Origin of the sequence: Pseudomonas sp. TH08 (genome assembly GCF_016651275.1) — a bacterium.
GTDB lineage: Bacteria > Pseudomonadota > Gammaproteobacteria > Pseudomonadales > Pseudomonadaceae > Aquipseudomonas.
In genome coordinates, this window is record NZ_JAEKEE010000002.1 from 639,440 (window position 1) to 656,278 (window position 16,839).

Here is a 16,839-nt window from a genome sequence, read left to right on the forward strand (position 1 = left end):
ATATTCATTGAAGACACAAGGCTTTGTGTAGGAGTGAGCCTGCTCGCGATGGCGGTAGATCAGTCACTGCGAATGCTGGATGTGATGACGCCATCGCGAGCAGGCTCACTCCTACTTAAAAGCCCTTCATGGGTTCATTGAACGGTTGCCAGGTAGCCGCAACAATCGATTAAAAGTCATACTAGCCATGTCCTCACGTCATACCTTGGATCCACATGAAGCGCCTGCCTCCCCTGCCCGCTCTGCACACGTTCTGGATTACTGCGCAGTGCTGCAACTTCACCCGCGCTGCCGAGCAACTGCACATCACTCAAGGTGCGGTGAGCCGCCAGATCGCCGGGCTGGAGGAGCATCTCGGTTATCCGTTGTTCATTCGTCTGGCGCGAGGTCTGGCGCTGACGGCCGAAGGTCGTGAATGGCTGCCGCGAGTGCAACAGGTCTTCGCCCTTATCAGCGAAGCGTCCGAGCAGATCGGTCTCAAGCGTGAAACCCTGCAACTCAAGGCACCGAGCTGCGTGATGCGCTGGCTGTTACCGCGTTTGCTGCAATGGCAAAAGGAACGCCCCGACGTGCCGGTCAAACTCACGGCGTCGTTACAACACGGTGTCGATTTCCAGCGCGAGCAGTTCGACGCGGCGGTGATCTACGGCCCGCCGCCGGACAACGCACCGGGGGCATTGCACCTGTTTGATGAGCAATTGACGCCGGTATGTTCGCCGCTGCTGCTCAAAGGTACGCCAACGCTGAATACACCCGCAGACCTGCAACAGCATCTGTTATTACACCCGACTCACGATATTCAGGATTGGTCGGTGTGGCTGAACGCTGCCGAGCTGCAGCTGAACAACATCAGCAGCGGCCAGCATTTCGAAACGCTGGATCAGGCGATGTCGATGGCGTCGCACGGGACGGGAGTCGCCATTGGCGATTGGTCGTTGATTGGCGATGACTTGCGCGCGGGGCGGCTGGTGATGCCGTTTGATTTGAAGGTGAAGACAGGGTTGGCGTATTACCTGGTTTTACCGCCAGCAGTCGAGCCGTCGCCACCGCTCGAAGAGCTGATGATCTGGCTGGTCGAGCAGGCGCATTTGCGCTGAAAAATGTAGGAGTGAGCCTGCTCGCGATAGCGGTGAGTCAGTGACATTTACTTCGACTGACACACCGCTATCGCGAGCAGGCTCACTGCTACAGTTAAAAAGCGCGGAGCATCAGTAGCCGACGGTGTAGCGTTGGCGCGAGTGCTTGGGTGTTTCCACTTCGTCGATCAGCGCAATCGCATAGTCGGCAAAGGTGATCCAGCTACGGCCCTCGGCGCTCACCAGCAAATGGTCCTTGCCGACGCGGAATTTGCCCGTGCGCTCACCTTCAACGAATTCCGCCGATGGCGAGAGGAAGGTCCAGTCCAGATCCTTCTCCTGGCGCAATGCATCAAGAAACGCAGCACCGGCGCTGGCCTCGGTTTTGTACTCGGCCGGGAAACCCGCGCTGTCGATCACTCGCGTGTCGTCCGGCAGCAATAGCGAACCCGCACCGCCGACCACCAACAAGCGCTTCACGCCGGCCTGCTTCACCGGCCCGACGATTGCGCTCGCAGGAACAGTGGCGAAATGTGCGGCGGTGATCACCACGTCGTGACCGGCCACCGCATCTTGCAACGCTGCCGAATCCAGCACGTCGACATTCTTGCTGACCACACCGGCACGGGCGGCGAGCTTCGAGGTATCGCGAGCGATAGCGGTAACGCTATGGCCGCGACGCAGGGCTTCTTCCAGCAGCTGGCTACCGGCACGGCCGGTGGCACCAATGATTGCGATCTTGCTCATGACGTTCTCCAGTTGGCTTGAGAGTGCTGCGTTTTCAGATTCGGATTACCACTTCATTTCACCCTTGGCGACTTTCGCGCTCAGTTCCAGCGAGCTCTCTTCACCCAGCTTCGGGTAGCGCTTTTTCATCGCCGCGATCAGCGCAGCAGAATCCTTGGCCTTCGCGGTTTCCTCGTCGAAAGCTTTAATGTAGTCGGCGGTGAATTTTACGCTGGCCAACGAGCGGCTGCTGTTACCGAGGTAGTGACCCGGCACCACGGTTGTCGGCTTCAGGGTTTCAATCGAATGCAAGGTCTCCAGCCAGTCGGCGTGGGACTGCGCGCTCTGGGTGTCGGCCATCCACACGTGAATGTTCTCGGCAACTACCACGCCACCGACCACAGCCTTGAGCGATGGAATCCACACGAAGCTGCGATCCGGCTGCTTGCCTTCAAGCCCGACCACCTGCAACTTCTGCCCTTCCAGCATCAGGCTGTCGCCCTTGAGCACGCCCGGCACAATGGTTTTCGCCGGTACGTCGGCGCCCATTTTCGGGCCCCAGAAAGCCAGTTTGCCGGCAACGGTTTTGTTGATGTGATCGACGGTCGGCTGCGAGGCGAGCACCTTGGCGTCGGGAAAAGCTTTGGTCAGCGTGTCGAGGCCGAAGTAGTAATCCGGATCACCGTGACTGATGTAGATGGTGGTCAATTGTTTGCCGCTGGCGCGAATCTTTTGCACCACCTGCTCAGCCTGGGGTTTGCCGAATTGCGCGTCGACGAGAATCGCGTCCTTCTCACCGCTGACCAGTACCGACGTCACCGGAAAAATCGCGTTGGTACCTGGGTTGTAGACATCGAGCGTCAGGTTGGCAGCGGCCGCATGCGCGGCGAATCCGAGGGAGGCGGTGGCGAGTAGAACGCGTTTGAGGGTGGTGAAGCCGATCATGGGTTGCTCCGGTGTCCGTATGCCGTGTTTGGCGATGGGACAGAGCTTAGTTGCCTGACTCAGTACAAAAAATGCGATGCTTGGACATAGTTTGTTTCTGAAAGCGGGCAAATCATGGATCGTCTCCAAGCAATGCGGGTGTTTGTCACCGTGGTCGACCTGGGCAGTCAATCGGCCGCCGCCGATCACCTCGACCTGTCACGGCCAGTGGTTTCGCGCTATCTGGCGGAGCTCGAAGACTGGGTCGGCGCACGTCTGATGCACCGCACCACGCGCAAGTTGAGCCTGACAGCCGCCGGCAGTGAAATCCTCCCGCGCTGTCGGCAGATGATCGAACTGTCCAGCGACATGCAGGCCGCCGTCAGCGAACCCCACGATGCACCGCGCGGATTGCTGCGGATCAGCGTCAGCACCTCGTTCGGTCAAGCCCAACTGGCCGATGCGATGGCGGCGTACGTCAAGCGCTACCCCGGCGTGAGCATCGACCTGCAGATGCTTGATCGCACGGTGAATCTGGTGGATGAACGGATCGATCTGGCGATCCGCACCAGCAATGACCTCGATCCAAACCTGATCGCCCGGCGTCTGACCGTTTGCCGCTCGGTCGTCTGCGCTGCGCCGGCCTATCTCGATGAACATCCCGTGCCGCAACGGGTTGAAGAACTGAGCCGGCATAACTGCCTGACTCACTCGTATTTCGGCAAGAGCCTTTGGCATTTCGAAGAGGACGGCGAGCCGGTATCAGTGCCGGTGCAGGGCAATATCAGCGCTAACGAAGCCAGTACGTTATTGCGCGCAACGTTGGCCGGCGCAGGGGTGGCCATGCTGCCGACCTATCAGGCCGGTGTGCATATCCATTCGGGAGAATTGATTCGATTACTGCCGGATGCCGAGCCACGGCAGATGAACATCTACGCGGTGTACGCCTCACGCAAACACATGCCGGCGGCGTTACGCAGCATGCTGGATTTTCTGGTAGAGCGCTTTCCAGAGCATCCGCAATGGGACGTTGATCTGTAAACCCGATCCCCTGTAGGAGTGAGCCTGCTCGCGATAGCGGTGTGTCAGTCGGATAGAGGGTACCTGACACACCGCCTTCGCGAGCAAGCTCTGCTCCTGCAAGGGTTCATCAATGTTCTGAATGGCGGGGTACATCCTCAGGCGTACTCGCTGGCAACTCCCCGGCGCTGGCCTATGCTGAAAGTAATACCTCAGGGTATTTCGTTCAGAGGTGAACGCCATGAACATCAAAACAAGAAAGTACTTCGCGATTTTCATCACCTGCGCCGCCACGCTGGCGCTGTACGGCACCGCTGCCTGGCGGGTCGAGCAACTGCGACAACTGCCGCGTGAATACGCGAGCTGTAACTTCGAGCGCTGCATTCCGCACAACGCCACGCTCAACGCGTTGCGCTGATGTAGCTGAAGCGAACCCTGTAGGAGTGAGCCTGCTCGCGATAGCGGTGTGTCAGTCTTCTGCAATATTGATCATGACGGCGCTATCGCGAGCAGGCTCACTCCTACAAGGGATTTGTGGTGGTTACAGATTTACTGCTCGGTCTTCAGACGATCGCGGAACGCCTTTGGCGAGATCCCCACCCGACGCCGAAACAGGCGCGTGAAGTTGGTCGGATCGGAAAACCCCAGCAATTCCGACATCTCGTAAATGGTCATGCTGGTGTAAGTCAGCAAGCGCTTGGCTTCGAGCAACTGACGCTCGTGCATGATCTGTAACGCCGGTTGCCCGGCCAGTTCACGGCACGTGCCGTTGAGGTGCGAGACCGAAATCCCCAGCCGATGGGCCAGATCCTCAACCTTCACATGCTGGCGGTAAGTCTCCTCCACCAATTGAATGAAACCGTTGAGGTATTCGCGTTGACGTTGCGGCCGTTGGCTGGCGTTATGGCGCACGATGGCCTGCCGACTGACCCAGACCATGATCACGCTGACCAGCGAGTGCATGAGCATTTCCCGCGCCGGTTGATGGCCGTTGTACTCAGCCTGCAACGCTGAAAAAAGACTGTTCAGGTAATCGCCGTCAGGGCCTGCCGGATAGCTTTCGGCTCTGGCGAGCGCATGCACCGCATCGCCCAGTTGCGCCTGCAAGTGGTTGATCAGTGGCGTTGCGAGCGTGACGACAAATCCTTCGACGTCTTCGGAAAAGCGAAAGCCATGCACCGATAACGGTGGCAGGACTTGAATAGCGGGGGTCTGGAGTTGTGTGCGCTGACCTTCAATCTCAAGCTCTGCCTGACCTTTGAAGACGAAGAGCAGCTGGCATAAATCGGCGTGACGGTGGGGTTTGATTTCCCATTGATGTTCGCGACTGCGTGAGGAAATAGTTTCACAGTGCAGCAAGTCAGGGGTCGGCCAGTCCAGGCTTTCACCGTAAAGCTTGAACACCGGAATGGAAGGCAGCTCGGGCTTGTTCATCACTTCATCCAGGCCTCGAAGGTTGCGGGCGATAATCGCACCGATTGGCAGAATGTACAGGTATCGGCTCAGTTTTCACCTTCAATTGACAGACCCGCAAGGGAAAAATGCAAGCACTCGATCCATAAAAAACATTCGCCGGCATTTGCCGCGTGAAGCTTGCGAGTCATAAAAACAATGAAAACGCTGAAAACCCAAGTCGCCATCATTGGCGCCGGCCCCTCCGGTTTGCTCCTCGGTCAGTTGCTGCACAACGCCGGCATCGACACCCTCATCCTCGAACGCCAGACGCCCGATTATGTGCTCGGTCGCATCCGCGCCGGTGTGCTTGAACAAGGCATGGTAGAGCTGTTGCGTCAGGCTGGCGTGAGTCAGCGCATGGACACCGAAGGTCTGGTTCACGGCGGCTTCGATCTGGCCATCGACGGGCGTCAGGTACACATCGATCTGCACGCATTGACCGGCGGCAAGACCGTGATGATCTACGGCCAGACAGAGGTCACTCGCGACCTGATGGCCGCTCGTCGGGAGGCCGGTGCAGCGACTATTTATCAAGCGAGTGATGTCGTTCCTCACGGGATGAAAAGCGACGAAGCTTTTGTCACCTTCGAAAAGGACGGCGAAACCTGGCGCGTCGATTGCGATTACATCGCCGGTTGCGATGGCTTCCACGGTGTGGCGCGGCAGTCGATTCCGGCGGACTGCCTGAAGGTATTCGAGCGGGTTTATCCGTTTGGCTGGTTAGGGATTCTCGCCGATACGCCGCCGGTGCATGAGGAGTTGGTCTACGCCCGTCATGCACGTGGTTTTGCCTTGTGCAGCATGCGTTCAGCGACGCGCACGCGTTACTACTTACAGGTGCCGGCAGATGAAAACGTCGACGCCTGGAGCGATCAGCGTTTCTGGGATGAACTGAAAAGCCGCATGCCTGCGCAGCTCGCAGAAAAACTGGTGACCGGCCCGTCCATCGAAAAAAGCATCGCGCCGCTGCGCAGCTTTGTCGTCGAACCGATGCAGTACGGGCGCATGTTTCTCGTCGGCGACGCCGCCCACATCGTCCCGCCCACTGGCGCCAAGGGCCTGAATCTGGCGGCCAGTGACGTCAGCACATTGTTCAATATTCTGCTGAAGACCTATCGCGACGGCCGCACCGATCTGTTGGAGAAATACTCCGAGATCTGCCTGCGCCGAGTCTGGAAAGCCGAGCGCTTTTCATGGTGGATGACGTCAATGCTGCATCGCTTCGACGATCAGGATGATTTCAGCCAGCGCATCAGCGCCTCCGAACTGGACTACTTTGTCAGTTCAGAAGCGGGTCGAAAAACCATTGCAGAAAATTACGTCGGACTTCCTTATGAGGCTATCGAATAGCCTGCTACCGACTTACACTGGCGAGCACCTACCCGCGCGCCCTGGCTGTGCGGGTCAATCACTGCCCGCAGGCTTGCCCGTGACCAATCTCAATCACCCCGAAACGCCCAAACCGGCCATTCGCAGCGTGCTGGTCGCGCTGATGATGGCGATCTTTCTTGGCGCGCTGGATCAGACCATCGTCGCCGTGTCGATGCCGGCCATCTCCGCACAGTTCAAAGATGTCAGCCTGCTGGCCTGGGTGATTTCCGGGTACATGGTGGCGATGACCGTGGCGGTGCCGATCTACGGCAAACTCGGTGATCTGTACGGGCGACGCAAATTGATGCTGTTCGGCATGGGCCTGTTCACCCTGGCCTCACTGTTCTGTGGCATGGCGCAGAACATGGAACAACTGGTGCTGGCGCGAATCGTTCAGGGCATCGGCGCAGGCGGGATGATTTCCGTCAGCCAAGCGATCATCGGCGATATCGTGCCGCCGCGCGAACGGGGTCGCTACCAGGGTTATTTCAGCAGCATGTATGCGATGGCCAGCGTCGCCGGCCCGGTGCTCGGCGGCTACATGACGGAATATCTGTCGTGGCGCTGGGTGTTTCTGATCAACCTGCCGCTGGGTCTTGGCGCCTGGTGGGTCGCCCAGCGCAATTTGCGCGGGCTGCCGATTCCCAATCGTAAACCGATCATCGATTACCTCGGCACCGTACTGATGATCATCGGCCTGACGGCGTTGTTGCTCGGCATCACGCAGGTCGGTCAGGGCCATTCCTGGCGCAGCGGTGAAGTGCTCGGTCTGCTGGCCGGCGCTGTCGCAGTGCTGGCGGTGTTTGTCTGGCATGAACGCCGCGCGCGCGAGCCGTTGCTGCCGATGCACCTGTTCGCCAACCGCAACGCCTTGCTGTGCTGGTGCACGATTTTCTTCACCAGTTTCCAGGCGATTTCGTTGATCGTGCTGATGCCGCTGCGCTTTCAGAGTGTCACCGGTGGCGGCGCCGACAGTGCGGCACTGCACTTGCTGCCGTTGGCGATCGGGTTGCCGATCGGCGCCTTTTTCGCGGGCCGCCGCACCTCGATCACCGGGCGCTACAAGCCGCAGATTCTGACCGGTGCGATGCTGATGCCGATTTCGATTCTCGGCATGGCGTTCAGCCCACCGGAGGCGACGCTGGTCAGCGGGTTGTTCATGTTGCTCAGCGGCATCTCCAGCGGCATGCAGTTTCCGACCTCATTGGTTGGTACGCAGAATTCGGTGGAGCAGCGCGACATCGGCGTGGCCACCAGCACCACCAACCTGTTCCGCTCGCTGGGCGGTGCGGTCGGTGTCGCGTTGATGTCGGCGCTGTTGCTGGCGTTGTTGCAGGATTCGAGTTTTGCTCACTTGGCGAGCAGTTCGCTGATGAGCGAGGGGCACTCGGGCAACGTTTTGCTCGACGGATTGAACGCCGCGCCGGGGGATGCGCAGAACGCCTTGCGTGCGGAACTCGCGGTAACGTTCCGGCATCTGCTATGGGTCAGTGCGGCGGTGTCGTTGCTCGGGTTGGCGGCCGCGATTGCGATGCCCAACAGCCTGCTGCGCGGGCGTGAACACGGCGCCAAATAAAACAAGCACTACGAAACGCTGTAGGAGTGAGCCTGCTCGCGATGAGGGCGTGTCATACAACAATGACGTCGACTGACACACCCTCATCGCGAGCAGGCTCACTCCTACAAGGGCTGATCTTCAAGGGCTGTAGTAACCCACCGCCACCAGGAAATGCCCGACCTTCTTCAGGTAGGCATGTTTGTCCTCGATCTTGCCGGTCACCGGATTCTTCCAGCGGTACTCGTATTCACCCGCGTCCTGCTTGGCGATCAGCGCCAGAATCGGCTCGCCCACCGGTTTGCCCTCCGGGTCCTTGACCTTGCCGAAGTCGGTGTTGATCAAACGCAAATTGGTGCCATGGGCGACGTAGCGCTGGGTGTCCAGATCGACCACGAACACGTACAGATCATCCTGCAAATACCCGCCCTTGAGCGAGTTGATTGCCGTCAGCGTGGTCTTTTCATCCTTTGTCAGATCCGTTGCGGCTTTATCCAGCAGAGCTTTGGCTTGTTCAGCGGAGGCGCGCGGCAGGTAATAACCGACCGCCAGAATTCGCTGACCGATGCGTTGGTAGAACACATGCTTGCGCTCGACCTTGCCGTCCGCCTGGTTCTGCCAGCGGTACTCGGCTTGCTGAATGCCATTGCCTTCGGGCACCAGCAGCGCTTCCTTGAACGCCTTCTGCAAGTCCGGCCCGAGCACTTCAGTGACGTCGCGGCCGATCAACGCTGATGAAGGCCCGCCGCTGGCGAGCATCACGCCTTTGGTATCGACCACGAACACGTAGCGATCCTTATCGACGAACTCGCCCTGGCGACTGAACGCGGCGAACGCCTTGTCGCCATTGTCGTGGTAGTAGGCCAGCGCTTTTTCCAGCAAGGCAATGGCGGCCTGGCTGTCATCTTTGGTTGTTGTGGCGGCGCTGGCCTGACCGAAACCGGCCAATAACATCACACCAAGCCAGGCTATTTTGTGCAAAAACCCCATGACGCATCCCTCGTTCTTGTTGGTGTTTCAAGAGCGTAGACGGGTTGGGGTGATGTATGGATATTCAGAAGGTTTCTGGAAATGACACAGTCCCCTGTGGTGAAAGGGGATTATCTGTGGTGAGGGGATTTATCCCCGATGGGCTGCGAAGCAGCCCCAATTCAAGCAACACATATTTCCTGACACACCGATCTGAATGGTTGTAGGGCTGCTTCGCAACCCATCGGGGATAAATCCCCTCACCACAGGATTTACCCACTCCACAAAAATGCTGTTCAGTTAAGGTCGGGCATTGATCTGCTGCTGCAAGTTCTGGATCTGCGCCTGAAGCGTGTTGATGTTGCGGGTCATCTGCCCGCGGAACGCATCGAACTCAGCCGTATTGCCACCGCCCTGCGGGGCTGCCGGACGATTGTCCTGCTGACTTTTCAGGACGACGATGTCCTGTTCCAGACGATCAATCGCCGCGCTCGGGTTGCCCTGTTTCTTCAACGCGGCGATATCGGCGCCGAGGCTCTTGAACTGCGCATCGAAGCCCTTGAGCTGAGCGTCGACCTTGCTGGTGTCGCCCGACGTGCTTTTCACCGCCGCCAACTCCGCGCTCAAGGCTTTGACCTGCGCCTGCAACTGGCTATTGGCGTTCTGCTGTTCGGTGGTCTGCGCCGTCATCTGCGCCAGACGCTTGTCGAGATCACTGGCCTGACCGGCGACGCCCTGCTGCTGTTTGCTCTGATCCAGCAGCTTGCCTTCCAGTTGTTTGATCTGCAGCTTCAAGGCTTCGCTGTCACTGCTGACGTTGGTCTGACTGGCGACGACCTTGCCGGAAATGTCCTGCAAGCGCCCCGCTGCTTCTTCGCTGATGCGCGCGAAACTTTCCTGGGTCGCAACCAGTTGCTGCTCCATCAGCGAAATCTGCTGAAAGCTCCACCAGGCAAGGCCGATGAAGGCAAAAAACAAGGCACCGACCAGCGCCCACAATGGCCCGGTGCTCGCTGCCTTGACCTTGACCACAGGCGGTGTGCGCGAGTGCACGGAGGTGCGGGCGGTGGTCGGAATGTCATCGTCGTCGAAGGTGTCGGCACGCAGGCTCGGGACATCGTCGAAATCGTCGTGGGCATCATTACGCATGGACATTGAGGCAACCTTTGTGGAACGCGGTGATGGCAGATTGGCGCGAAGTATAAACCCCACAGCCGCAGGGATTGACCCTCAACCTGCGGTGCGGTTCATTGCCGGCCGGCCGATTCGTTTCAACGAATGTCAACGAATGTCCTGAGCTTTCCACCAGCTGCAGAACTCATCCAGTGCCGACCAGAGGCTGACTTTCGGATCGTAGTCCAGATAATGCCGGGCGCGACTGATATCGAGGGTGAAATTTTTCTTCATCACTTGCATGCCCAAGCGCGACAGCGTCGGCTCCGGGCGCCCGGGCCAGAGTTTGCACGCGCCTTCGTTGAGCGCCGCGACGCTGTAGGCCAGTCCGTAGGAACGGTACTTGGTGACCTGTGGGACTTCCATCTTGCGCATCACGTAATTGACCACATCCCACAGCGGCACCGGCGCGCCGTTGCTGATGTTGTAGGCCTTGCCCAGCGCGGAACCGGCGGCCAGCAGACTGCTGAGCATGGCTTCGTTGAGGTTCTGCACGCTGGTGAAATCGACCTTGTTCAGGCCATTGCCGATGATCGCCAGCCTCCCCTTGCGCTGCATGTTGAGCAGCCGCGGGAAGATGCTCATGTCGCCGGCACCGGTGACGAAACGCGGGCGCAGCGCAATGGTTTCGAGACCGAATTCCTGCGCACCGAAGACCTTCTGCTCGGCCAGATACTTGGTCGCCGCGTAGTGATGCTTGAAGCGTTTTGGCACTTGTTCTTCGGTCAGGTTGAGGTGGTCGCGGCCATCGAAATAGATCGACGGCGACGACAGATGCACCAGCCGCCGCACGCGTTGCTTCAAACAGGCTTCGACGACATTTTCGGTAACTTGCACGTTGCCCTGATGAAAGTCCTGATAACGACCCCACAGCCCGACGGCGCCAGCGCAATGCACCACGGATTCAACGTCGCTGCAGAGTTCGCGCACCAGGTCCGGGTCCGTCAGATCGCCGGGGACGAACTCAGCGCCACGGCGCACCAGATGCTCAACGCTCTCGGCCCGGCGACCATTGACCCGCACGTCCAGGCCCTGCTCCAGAGCGAAACGCGCAAAGCGTCCGCCAATGAAGCCGCTTGCGCCGGTGACCAGAATTTTCATGTATAGCTCCAACAAAAAGCAGCTACTAGCGTCAAGCTTCTAGCTGCAAGTTTAAAACGGCGCACAGCGCTGAACTTGCCGCTTGCAGCTTGACGCTTATGGCTGCTTCCAGGGCACCAGCCATTGCGCTGAAGAGCGCACCAGTTGCTCGGTCAACAAGCCCAGCAACTGACCGCCATTGCGCCAATGATGCCAGTACAGCGGCACATCGATCGGTTTATCTGGCAACAGCTCGCATAACTCACCGCGCTGTAATTGCTCGCGCACTTGCAGTTCCGGTACCAGGCCCCAGCCCAGGCCGGCTTCGGTCAGGCGGATAAAACCTTCGGAAGACGGGCATAAATGGTGCTCGAAACCGCCATCGACGCCGAGCGACGCCAGGTAACGATGCTGCAGAAAGTCGTCCGGGCCGAACACCAGCGCCGGCGTGCGCGGCAGTTGCTCGGCGCGCACGCCATCGGGGAAATGCCGCGCGATGAACGCCGGGCTGGCCAGCGCGCGATAACGCATCGCGCCGAGCAACACACTGCGCGCGCCGGCCACCGGCCGTTCACTGGCGCATAGGCATGCGGCCACTTCACCGGCGCGCATGCGTTTAAGGCCCACGGTCTGGTCTTCGACGATCAGATCCAGCAACAAATGCTGTTCGGCGCAGAAATCCCCCACCGCTTGCGCCCACCACGTGGCCAGGCTGTCGGCGTTCAACGCGATGCGCAGGCGCTCCGGCACACCCTCTTCGTCCAATGCCGGCACCAGGGTCTGCAAGTCACGCTCAAGCAGACGTACCTGCTGCACATGGTTGAGCAGACGCCGGCCAATTTCGGTCGGCGAAGGCGGTGTGCCGCGCACCAGCACCGGTTGGCCGACCCGCGCTTCGAGCAGTTTGATCCGCTGCGAAATCGCCGACTGCGACAAGCCCAGCACCTGCGCGGCGCGTTCGAATCCGGCCTGCTCGACCACGGCGGCCAGAGCGGAAAGCAATTTGTAGTCGAACATCAGTTTTCCTAATGAGCGATCAGCACTATTGGTTTTTCTTATACAGCGTTCAACCGGAGAATAGCCAGCAAGCACCCTCTTTGTTCAGGAATACCTTCATGGCTGGCGAAACTTCACTCACGACCCTGCTGCGCAGCATGAGCCCGCAACTCAATGTCGGCGAATACGTGTTCTGCACCTTGCGCGACGGTCAGATGCCGAGCGGGCTGGAGATTGTCGGCAGCTTCCGCGAGCAGGAAGGTCTGACGGTGATTCTCGAACGTTCCCACGCCGAACAGGCCGGTTTCAGTTTCGATTACGTCGCTGCCTGGATCACCCTCAACGTGCATTCAGCACTGGAAGCGGTCGGCCTTACTGCAGCATTCGCCAGCGCACTGGGCAAGGCCGGGATCAGCTGCAACGTGATTGCCGGTTACTACCACGATCATCTGTTTGTCGGTCAGGCCGACGCCGAACACGCCATGCACGTGCTGCGCGATCTCGCAGCCAACGCGGAGTAAACCTTATGTGGCAAAGCTATGTGAACGGCCTGCTGGTGGCGTTCGGGCTGATCATGGCGATCGGTACGCAAAACGCTTTTGTGTTGGCGCAGAGCCTGCGTCGCGAGCATCACCTGCCGGTTGCCGCGCTGTGCGTGGTCTGTGATGCACTGCTGGTAGCCGCCGGAGTGTTCGGCCTTGCAACGGTGCTGGCGCATAACCCGACACTGCTGGCGGTGGCTCGCTGGGGTGGTGCAGTGTTTCTGATCTGGTACGGCAGCCAGGCGTTGCGCCGAGCATTCTCGAAACAGAGTCTGGATCAGGGTGAAAACCAGACCGTGCGCTCTTTGCGTGCCGTGATGCTCAGTGCCTTGGCGGTGACTTTGCTCAACCCGCACGTTTATCTGGATACCGTGCTGCTGATCGGCTCGCTGGGCGCGCAACAATCGGTGCCGGGCGCGTATGTGGTGGGCGCTGCGAGCGCTTCGCTGTTGTGGTTTTTCACTCTGGCGCTGGGCGCGGCATGGCTGGCGCCCTGGCTGGCTCGCCCGAGTACCTGGCGGATTCTCGATCTGGTGGTCGCGCTGATGATGTTTACCGTAGCGGGACAACTTATTATCGCCAGTTGATTTATTCCAAACGGCTCTGGAACCTCTATCCCACACAGTTGTTGCGTGGTTAAGCCGCAACCCCGGTGCTATGATCCGAACCCTGCGCCGCAAAGAGTAAAAACTCGCCGGTGCATTTCTGGCCGCCCGTGATCGGCCTTGCGCTCACCGCAACAGACCTGATTAGGAGAATCATCATGGCTTTCGAATTGCCGCCGCTGCCTTACGCACACGATGCCCTGCAGCCGCACATTTCCAAGGAAACCCTGGAATTTCACCACGACAAGCACCACAACACCTACGTCGTGAACCTGAACAACCTGGTGCCAGGCACCGAGTTCGAAGGCAAGACCCTGGAAGAAATCGTCAAGACTTCTTCGGGTGGCATCTTCAACAACGCCGCTCAGGTCTGGAACCACACTTTCTACTGGAACTGCCTGGCGCCAAACGCCGGCGGTCAACCTACCGGCGCGCTGGCTGAAGCCATCAACGCAGCCTTCGGTTCGTTCGACAAGTTCAAGGAAGAGTTCAGCAAAACCTCGATCGGCACCTTCGGTTCCGGCTGGGGCTGGCTGGTGAAAAAGGCTGACGGCTCCCTGGCTCTGGCCAGCACCATCGGCGCCGGCAACCCGCTGACCAGCGGCGACACCCCGCTGCTGACCTGCGACGTCTGGGAACACGCTTACTACATCGACTACCGCAACGTTCGTCCGAAGTATGTCGAAGCGTTCTGGAACCTGGTCAACTGGAAGTTTGTTGCTGAGCAGTTCGAAGGCAAAACCTTCACCGCTTAAGCTGCGCGCCAGTCAAAAAACCCGGCATTGCCGGGTTTTTTTATGCCTTTGATTCATGCAGGAGCTGCCGCAGGTTCGGGCCGTGATCGAATGATCTTTTGACGTTGATCGGGAAAACAAGATCAAAAGACCGCAGCCTTCGGCAACTCCTACATCGGGATGGCGTTACTCCCACAGAAAATGCAGCTTCAAGCCGCTTGCTGCCTTGCTACGGAGGGCTAACATCAAAACATTGGGAAAATTGTTCCGCGCCGCTCAAGTTGAGGGCCAAAACTACCGACACAGTACAATTAGGGCTAATACTCCAGACAGCAGCATTTTGGCCAAGGCTAAAGGCAAATGATCCTGGGCCTGATTGTCCCTTTGACTGCCAACTCGGGATTGCCAATACTCATGGCAACTTGATGCTACCCGCACGGAACAAGGAATAACCCTTTGAAGCTGGAACTCAAGAACAGCTTGTCGGTGAAGTTGCTCCGGGTCGTGCTCCTGTCGGCATTGATCGTCGGCGTGGTCTTGAGCTGCGCGCAGATTGTTTTCGATGCCTACAAAACCCGTCAGGCCGTTGCCAACGACGCCGAACGGATCCTCGACATGTTCCGCGATCCCTCCACCCAGGCGGTCTACAGCCTGGATCGCGAGATGGGCATGCAGGTGATCGAAGGTCTGTTCCAGGACGACGCCGTGCGCCAGGCCTCCATTGGCCACCCCAACGAAGCGATGCTCGCGCAAAAATCCCGCGACTTGCAGCATTCCAACAGCCGCTGGCTGACCGACCTGATCCTCGGCCAGGAGCGCACGTTCACCACGCAACTGGTGGGCCGTGGCCCGTACAGCGAGTATTACGGCGACCTGAGCATCACCCTCGACACCGCGACTTATGGCGAAGGTTTTATCGTCAGCTCGGTAATCATCTTCATTTCCGGCGTTCTGCGGGCCCTGGCCATGGGTCTGGTGTTGTACCTGGTTTATCACTGGCTGCTGACCAAACCGCTGTCGCGGATCATCGAGCACCTGACCGAAATCAACCCGGACCGCCCCAGCGAACACAAAATCCCCCAGCTCAAGGGCCACGAAAAGAACGAGCTCGGTCTATGGATCAACACGGCCAACCAGTTGCTCGAATCCATCGAGCGCAATACCCATCTGCGCCACGAAGCGGAAAACAGCCTGCTGCGCATGGCCCAGTACGATTTCCTCACCGGCCTGCCGAACCGCCAGCAATTGCAGCAGCAACTGGACAAGATTCTGGTCGATGCCGGCAAGTTACAGCGCCGGGTCGCGGTCTTGTGCGTCGGGCTGGACGATTTCAAAGGCATCAACGAGCAGTTCAGTTATCAGACCGGCGACCAGTTATTGCTGGCCTTGGCCGATCGCCTGCGTGCCCACAGCGGCCGCCTCGGCGCCCTCGCCCGTCTGGGTGGCGACCAGTTTGCGCTGGTGCAGGCGGACATCGAGCAGCCGTACGAAGCCGCCGAACTGGCGCAAAGCATTCTCGATGACCTGGAAGCGGCGTTTGCCCTCGATCATCAGGAAATCCGCCTGCGCGCGACCATCGGCATCACCCTGTTTCCCGAGGACGGCGACAGCACTGAAAAGCTGCTGCAGAAAGCCGAGCAGACCATGACGCTGGCCAAGACCCGCTCGCGCAACCGCTATCAGTTCTATATCGCCAGCGTCGACAGCGAGATGCGCCGCCGTCGCGAACTGGAAAAAGACCTGCGCGATGCCTTGCTGCGCGATCAGTTCTACCTTGTCTACCAGCCGCAGATCAGCTATCGCGATCACCGCGTGGTCGGCGTCGAAGCGCTGATTCGCTGGCAACACCCGGAGCACGGACTGGTGCCGCCGGACCTGTTCATTCCGCTGGCCGAGCAGAACGGCACGATCATCGCTATCGGCGAATGGGTGCTTGATCAGGCCTGCAAACAGCTGCGCGACTGGCACGATCAAGGCTTCGTCGACCTGCGCATGGCGGTCAACCTGTCGACCGTGCAACTGCACCACGCCGAGCTGCCGCGAGTGGTCAACAATCTGTTGCAGATGTATCGCCTGCCACCGCGCAGCCTGGAGCTGGAAGTCACCGAAACCGGCCTGATGGAAGACATCAGTACCGCCGCCCAGCACTTGCTGAGCCTGCGCCGCTCCGGCGCGCTGATTGCCATCGACGACTTCGGCACCGGCTATTCATCGCTGAGTTATCTGAAAAGCCTGCCGCTGGACAAGATCAAGATCGACAAGAGCTTCGTCCAGGATCTGCTCGATGACGACGACGACGCGACTATCGTTCGGGCAATCATTCAACTGGGCAAGAGCCTTGGCATGCAGGTGATTGCCGAAGGCGTGGAAACCGCCGAGCAGGAGACTTACATCATCTCCGAAGGCTGTCATGAAGGTCAGGGTTACCACTACAGCAAACCGCTGCCGGCGCGTGAATTGACCGCCTACCTCAAGCAGGCACAGCGCAGTAACGCGGCCATTCTTTAAAAATCAAAAGATCGCAGCCTCTGGAAGCTTCTGCGTTCCCTGTAGAAGCTACCGGAGGCTGCGATCTTTCGATCTGCGTAAATAAGAAATATTTCCAGCCACAAC

At 59.1% G+C, this 16,839-nt stretch carries 16 protein-coding genes; 9 read left to right on the forward strand and 7 right to left on the reverse strand.

All coding sequences use genetic code 11. From position 1 onward, the window contains the following. Positions 1–215 precede the first annotated feature (215 nt). Positions 216–1,097 (forward strand): LysR substrate-binding domain-containing protein, encoded by an 882-nt coding sequence (locus tag JFT91_RS12575; RefSeq protein WP_201232545.1) that lies wholly within the window; start codon positions 216–218, stop codon positions 1,095–1,097. Between the two features lie 111 nt (positions 1,098–1,208). Here JFT91_RS12575 and JFT91_RS12580 read toward each other — a convergent pair whose 3' ends face one another. Both JFT91_RS12580 and JFT91_RS12585 read right to left on the reverse strand, forming a co-directional pair. Beyond that, complete coding sequence (locus tag JFT91_RS12580) at positions 1,209–1,823, reverse strand: NAD(P)-dependent oxidoreductase (RefSeq protein WP_201228297.1); 615 nt, start codon at positions 1,821–1,823, stop codon at positions 1,209–1,211. A 45-nt stretch (positions 1,824–1,868) separates the two neighbouring features. Continuing rightward, on the reverse strand, positions 1,869–2,747 hold the full coding sequence (locus tag JFT91_RS12585) for an MBL fold metallo-hydrolase (protein ID WP_201232546.1): 879 nt from the start codon (positions 2,745–2,747) through the stop codon (positions 1,869–1,871). A gap of 114 nt (positions 2,748–2,861) precedes the next feature. On the opposite strand from JFT91_RS12585, the gene JFT91_RS12590 reads away from it, so the two are divergent. Together JFT91_RS12590 and JFT91_RS12595 are read left to right on the forward strand one after the other, a co-directional pair. Further along, complete coding sequence (locus tag JFT91_RS12590; protein ID WP_207196863.1) at positions 2,862–3,767, forward strand: LysR family transcriptional regulator; 906 nt, start codon at positions 2,862–2,864, stop codon at positions 3,765–3,767. 220 nt (positions 3,768–3,987) lie between these two features. Continuing rightward, positions 3,988–4,164: a hypothetical protein gene (locus JFT91_RS12595; protein ID WP_201232547.1), complete on the forward strand. Its 177-nt coding sequence runs from the start codon at positions 3,988–3,990 to the stop codon at positions 4,162–4,164. 131 nt (positions 4,165–4,295) lie between these two features. Here JFT91_RS12595 and JFT91_RS12600 read toward each other — a convergent pair whose 3' ends face one another. Next, complete coding sequence (locus tag JFT91_RS12600; protein ID WP_201232548.1) at positions 4,296–5,180, reverse strand: helix-turn-helix domain-containing protein; 885 nt, start codon at positions 5,178–5,180, stop codon at positions 4,296–4,298. Between the two features lie 177 nt (positions 5,181–5,357). On the opposite strand from JFT91_RS12600, the gene pobA reads away from it, so the two are divergent. After that, the gene (gene pobA / locus JFT91_RS12605; RefSeq protein ID WP_201232549.1) at positions 5,358–6,551 is read left to right on the forward strand and encodes a 4-hydroxybenzoate 3-monooxygenase; all 1,194 of its coding nucleotides are present in this window, start codon (positions 5,358–5,360) and stop codon (positions 6,549–6,551) included. 79 nt (positions 6,552–6,630) lie between these two features. After that, entirely contained in the window at positions 6,631–8,148 is a 1,518-nt protein-coding gene (locus tag JFT91_RS12610; protein ID WP_201228301.1) for a DHA2 family efflux MFS transporter permease subunit, read from the forward strand. Positions 8,149–8,268: 120 nt separating this feature from the next. On the opposite strand, the gene JFT91_RS12615 is transcribed toward JFT91_RS12610, so the two are convergent. The 4 genes from JFT91_RS12615 to JFT91_RS12630 all read right to left on the reverse strand — a co-directional run bounded on the left by JFT91_RS12615 (position 8,269) and on the right by JFT91_RS12630 (position 12,366). After that, positions 8,269–9,117: a cache domain-containing protein gene (locus JFT91_RS12615; RefSeq protein WP_201232550.1), complete on the reverse strand. Its 849-nt coding sequence runs from the start codon at positions 9,115–9,117 to the stop codon at positions 8,269–8,271. A gap of 279 nt (positions 9,118–9,396) precedes the next feature. Continuing rightward, positions 9,397–10,251, reverse strand: a complete 855-nt coding sequence (locus JFT91_RS12620; protein WP_201232551.1) for an ATPase — start codon at positions 10,249–10,251, stop codon at positions 9,397–9,399. A gap of 126 nt (positions 10,252–10,377) precedes the next feature. After that, positions 10,378–11,370: an NAD-dependent epimerase/dehydratase family protein gene (locus JFT91_RS12625; RefSeq protein ID WP_201232552.1), complete on the reverse strand. Its 993-nt coding sequence runs from the start codon at positions 11,368–11,370 to the stop codon at positions 10,378–10,380. A 96-nt stretch (positions 11,371–11,466) separates the two neighbouring features. Beyond that, the gene (locus JFT91_RS12630; protein WP_201232553.1) at positions 11,467–12,366 is read right to left on the reverse strand and encodes a LysR family transcriptional regulator ArgP; all 900 of its coding nucleotides are present in this window, start codon (positions 12,364–12,366) and stop codon (positions 11,467–11,469) included. Between the two features lie 98 nt (positions 12,367–12,464). Between JFT91_RS12630 and JFT91_RS12635 the strand changes: the two genes are divergently transcribed. From JFT91_RS12635 to JFT91_RS12650, 4 genes are all read left to right on the forward strand, one after another. Continuing rightward, positions 12,465–12,866 carry an ACT domain-containing protein gene (locus JFT91_RS12635; RefSeq protein WP_201232554.1) on the forward strand — a complete coding sequence of 134 codons (402 nt, stop codon included), beginning with the start codon at positions 12,465–12,467 and terminating at the stop codon, positions 12,864–12,866. 5 nt (positions 12,867–12,871) lie between these two features. Further along, positions 12,872–13,474, forward strand: coding sequence for a LysE/ArgO family amino acid transporter (locus tag JFT91_RS12640; RefSeq protein ID WP_201228308.1), 603 nt, complete (start codon positions 12,872–12,874; stop codon positions 13,472–13,474). A 176-nt stretch (positions 13,475–13,650) separates the two neighbouring features. Then, positions 13,651–14,247, forward strand: a complete 597-nt coding sequence (locus JFT91_RS12645) for a superoxide dismutase (RefSeq protein ID WP_042560704.1) — start codon at positions 13,651–13,653, stop codon at positions 14,245–14,247. Positions 14,248–14,682: 435 nt separating this feature from the next. Next, positions 14,683–16,734: a putative bifunctional diguanylate cyclase/phosphodiesterase gene (locus JFT91_RS12650; RefSeq protein WP_201228309.1), complete on the forward strand. Its 2,052-nt coding sequence runs from the start codon at positions 14,683–14,685 to the stop codon at positions 16,732–16,734. Positions 16,735–16,839 lie beyond the last annotated feature (105 nt).